Raw genomic sequence first — 3,628 nt, forward strand, 5'->3', positions numbered from 1 at the left:
GCAGGTGTGGCGCCGGATCGCGCCGTGGCTCGCGCGGCGTCATCGCGTGTTCTTCTACGACCTGCTCGGCTACGGTCAATCCGACATGCCGGACGCGGATGTATCGCTCGGCCGCCAGAACGGGCTGCCGGGCGCGGTGCCCGTGCTCGCGCTGCTGTTCATCGGCTGCGTATGGCTGTTCGCGGGCCTCGTGCAGGATGTCGTCGCGAACGATCCGCTGATGCACGCGGACATCGCGCTGTATGCGTTCCTGCAGAACCTGCGCACGCCGCCGGTGGACGCGACGATGCGCGCGCTGGCCGTGCTGCACGGGCACGATACGGGGCTGATCGTCGCGGCCGCGTTTCTCGTCTGGCTGATGATCCATCGCTGCTGGCTGACGGCCGCGTGGTGGCTCGTGACGGTGGGCGTTGCCGTCGTGCTCGTGCCGGTATTCGGCGCGGGCGTGCCCGGCGCGACGCCCGCGAGCCTGCCGCCCGGCGCGCTGCACGTGCCGCTGCCCGATGCGGAAGCCGCGTTCGCGATTCTCGCGAGCAGCGGCCTCGGCTGGGTGCTGACGCGCGACCGGCCCGCGCTGTGGCGGATCCCGGTCGTGACGGCGGTGGTGCTGTGGATCGTGCTCGGCGGCTTCGCGCGGCTGTATGTCGGCGACACGTGGCTGTCGGGCCTGCTGGGTGGCTGGACCCTCGGGCTGGCGTGGTTCGCGCTGCTCGCCGGCGCGTATGCGTACTGGCGCGTGCGCGAGCATGTGCAGCCGAGGGGCGCGCTCATCGCGGTGACCGTGGTGCTCGCGACGGCTGGCGTATGGACGGTTCCCGCGCAATGGCAGCTCGACCGCGCGGCGCGCCCGCATGTCGGCGACGTGGTCGCGATGACGGTCGACCAGTGGCTGCGCGGCGGGTGGCAGCGCGTGCCGGTGCGGCGTACCGAGATCGGCGGCGACCGCGAAGAGTACCTGCCGCTGCAATGGAGCGCGACGTCGGACACGCTCGACCGGCATCTCGCGCAGGCCGGCTGGCAGCGCGCGACGCCGTGGTCGCCGGCCACCGCGCTGCGCTGGTTGTTGCCGCAGGCGCCGGCCGACACGCTGCCCGTGCTGCCGCGCTACACGCACGGCGAAAGCACGCGCCGCGTGTTCGTGCGCATCGATCCGGGCCAGCCGGAAAGCCGGCTCGTGCTGCGGCTGTGGCGTTATCCGTACGTGTTGCAGGACGCGCTCGGCATGCGGCCGCTGTGGTACGGCGCGCTGTACCGCGAGACGCTGCACCGGCCCGCGCGGCTGATGACGATCGTGCGCACGACGACGATCGACGATGCGGCGACGCTTGCGAAAGCGCTGGCGGTCGAGCCGACGATCGAGCATCCGCCGGCGGGGATGACGGCCGCGCCGGCGGAGATGCTGCTGGTGTGGATGGTTCGGCCGTGAGCGGGTGCGGTGCCGCTTACGCGTGCGCCGGCTGCGCGGGGACGACGGACAGGCGCAGGCCGACGGTCTTGAGTACCGCGAGCAGGGTTTTCAGCGTCGGGTTGCCGTTGGGGGAGAGGGTGCGATACAGCGATTCGCGGCTGATGCCGGCTTCGGCCGCGACGGCGCCGAGCCCGCCGTACGCTTCAGCGACCGTGCGCAGCGCGAGCAGGCCGGCCGCACGGTTGTCGGGATCGTCGAGCGACTCCATCGCGACGCGCAGATAGGCCACCGCGAGTTCGCGGTCGGCGCCGAGTTCGGCGACTTCCGCGTCGTGGTGCGACACCGCACCTTTGAGCTTGGTCATGTTTGCCTCCGTTTCCAGTTCGACCAGTGTTCCTTTGCGCGCCTGATGTCGTCGGGTTGACTGCTTTTGTCGCCACCTGAAAGCAACAGCACCAGTGCGCCACCGTACCGCCCGAAATACACGCGATAGCCGGCGCCGACGTGGACGCGCAGTTCGATCACGCCTTCGCCGACAGGCTCGCAATCGCCGAAGTTGCCTGTCTGCACGCGGCGCAGGCGTTCGCGAATCCGTGCCTGTGCAACCTTGTCGCGCACGGCGTTCAACCATTCGGTGAAGGGCTTGCGACCGTCGTCGCGCTGGTAGCGAAGAAGTTCGAACTTGGATAGCATTGTAACTTATAAGCTACAAATAAGAGAAGGGTAAATGAGGTGGTCGTGCGAACTGCCGGGTGGTGTGCGCGAGGGCGTGCGCGCATTGCGGAGTCGGGGCGACACACAACACCGCATGCACGTTGCTGCGCATGCGGTGCCTTCGAAGTGCGGGATGTCAGGCGGTGAAGCCGGCTTTCCGGACGACGATCATTCTTTCATCCGGTGCGTAGGGTGACGATTCGGCCGGATGGCCAAAGTCAATGGCCCGGTGACGGGCGCGTGCGATGGGTGGGGTGCATGGGGGGACGACGTGAACAACAAACCTGTCGGCGCCGGCGCGCCGACAGGCCTCCTGACATTACTGCTTCGCCGGCGCGGCCGTCGCGACCTTGTCGAGCGCGGCCGGGATGTACGTGTCGAGCTGCGCGGTGACCGATTCGTAGAAGTCGATCGGCTTGCCCCACGCGTCGGGCACGTCGACGTGCTTCCCGGACGCATACTCGGCGAGCGTGAACACCTTGCCGGCGGCCGACGGATAGAGCGCGAGCACCTTCTCCTTGTGTTTGTCGGTCATCGTCAGGATCACGTCGGAATGCTTGATGTCGTTCGCGTTCAACTGCACCGAACGGTGCGCGGACGTGTCGATGCCGCGGCGCTTCATCAGGATTACGCCGTTTTCTTCCGGCTTTTCGTCATACGGATCTTCGTCGACCGCGCGTGAAATCACCGCGATGTGCGCGTGGCGCTGCGCGATCAACTGGCCGGCGATCGCTTCGGCCATCACGCTACGCCCGGTGTTGCCGGTGTCGACGAACGCGACCTTCTTCGGCTCGTCGGCGAACGCCGAAGTCGCGCACTGGATGCCGACGCAACAGAGCAGTGCCAGCGTGTTGAGGGTGTGCCTTCTTTTCATGATGTCTCCGCGAGGGTGGGGGAACCCCGGCGGCGCGCCGGGGCTTGCGGGAAATCATGACGGCCGCATGCGACAGAAAAAAATAAACGGCTGGTTTTCGCAAGACGGCGTCGCTTCGCGGCAAGCGGGCCCGGTGACGGCGCATGCGCCGTGTGCCCGATCGGGGACGCCGCGAACCACGGCCCCGATCGCGGCGCATGACTGCGTCATCGTCACGCCGTCTCCGCCACCCGCTCCGCCGCAAACCCCGCCAGCGTCCGCAACGCATCCCGCGCCGAGCGCAGGTAAAACGCCTGCAGATGAAACACATGCCAGCGTGCCGCATGAATCTCCAGCTTGCACGGCACGCCACAGGCCTGCGCATGACGGGCCAGCCGCTGCGCATCCGACAGCAGCACCTCCTGGTCGCCGGCCTGGACGAGCATCGGCGGCAAACCGCGCAGGTCGGTGTCGAGCGGGCCGCGGGCCGCGACCGAACCGGCGCCGTGATACCAGCGCAGCCCCTGCTCGAGCCAGCCGCGGCGAATCATCGGATCGTCGTGGCGGCGCGAAGCCAGCGTCGCGCCCCCGAGCGCCGGATCGGTCACGGGCGAGATCAGCAGCAGCGCGGCGGCGGCCGGCTCGCCGCGCTC

5 protein-coding genes are annotated in these 3,628 nt (G+C 68.7%); 1 reads left to right on the forward strand and 4 read right to left on the reverse strand.

Annotated features, from left to right (window positions below):
- Positions 1-1,426: LssY C-terminal domain-containing protein (locus G3N61_RS38290; protein ID WP_241018117.1), on the forward strand; the 1,426-nt coding region annotated here is incomplete at its 5' end.
- A 16-nt stretch (positions 1,427-1,442) separates the two neighbouring features.
- On the opposite strand, the gene G3N61_RS38295 is transcribed toward G3N61_RS38290, so the two are convergent.
- From G3N61_RS38295 to G3N61_RS38310, 4 genes are all read right to left on the reverse strand, one after another.
- A complete protein-coding gene (locus G3N61_RS38295; protein ID WP_011356110.1) occupies positions 1,443-1,772 on the reverse strand; it encodes a transcriptional regulator in 330 nt (109 codons plus the stop codon).
- Positions 1,769-2,101, reverse strand: coding sequence for a type II toxin-antitoxin system RelE/ParE family toxin (locus G3N61_RS38300; RefSeq protein WP_205825033.1), 333 nt, complete (start codon positions 2,099-2,101; stop codon positions 1,769-1,771). Before G3N61_RS38300 ends, G3N61_RS38295 begins: the two co-directional genes overlap by 4 nt.
- 340 nt (positions 2,102-2,441) lie before the next feature.
- Positions 2,442-2,996 carry a protein-tyrosine-phosphatase gene (locus G3N61_RS38305; RefSeq protein WP_043178289.1) on the reverse strand — a complete coding sequence of 185 codons (555 nt, stop codon included), beginning with the start codon at positions 2,994-2,996 and terminating at the stop codon, positions 2,442-2,444.
- 212 nt (positions 2,997-3,208) lie between these two features.
- Positions 3,209-3,628, reverse strand: a 420-nt coding sequence (locus G3N61_RS38310; RefSeq protein WP_205825035.1) for an alpha/beta hydrolase fold domain-containing protein, incomplete at its 5' end; no start/stop codon positions are given.

Origin of the sequence: Burkholderia sp. Ac-20349, assembly GCF_017104865.1 — a bacterium.
Lineage (GTDB): Bacteria > Pseudomonadota > Gammaproteobacteria > Burkholderiales > Burkholderiaceae > Burkholderia > Burkholderia aenigmatica.

Bases quoted from the DNA above. Each gene is read 5' to 3' on its own strand.
- G3N61_RS38295 (WP_011356110.1), bottom strand. From the start codon at position 1,772: ATGACCAAGCTCAAAGGTGCGGTGTCGCACCACGACGCGGAAGTCGCC.
- G3N61_RS38300 (WP_205825033.1), bottom strand. From the start codon at position 2,101: ATGCTATCCAAGTTCGAACTTCTTCGCTACCAGCGCGACGACGGTCGC.
- G3N61_RS38305 (WP_043178289.1), bottom strand. From the start codon at position 2,996: ATGAAAAGAAGGCACACCCTCAACACGCTGGCACTGCTCTGTTGCGTC.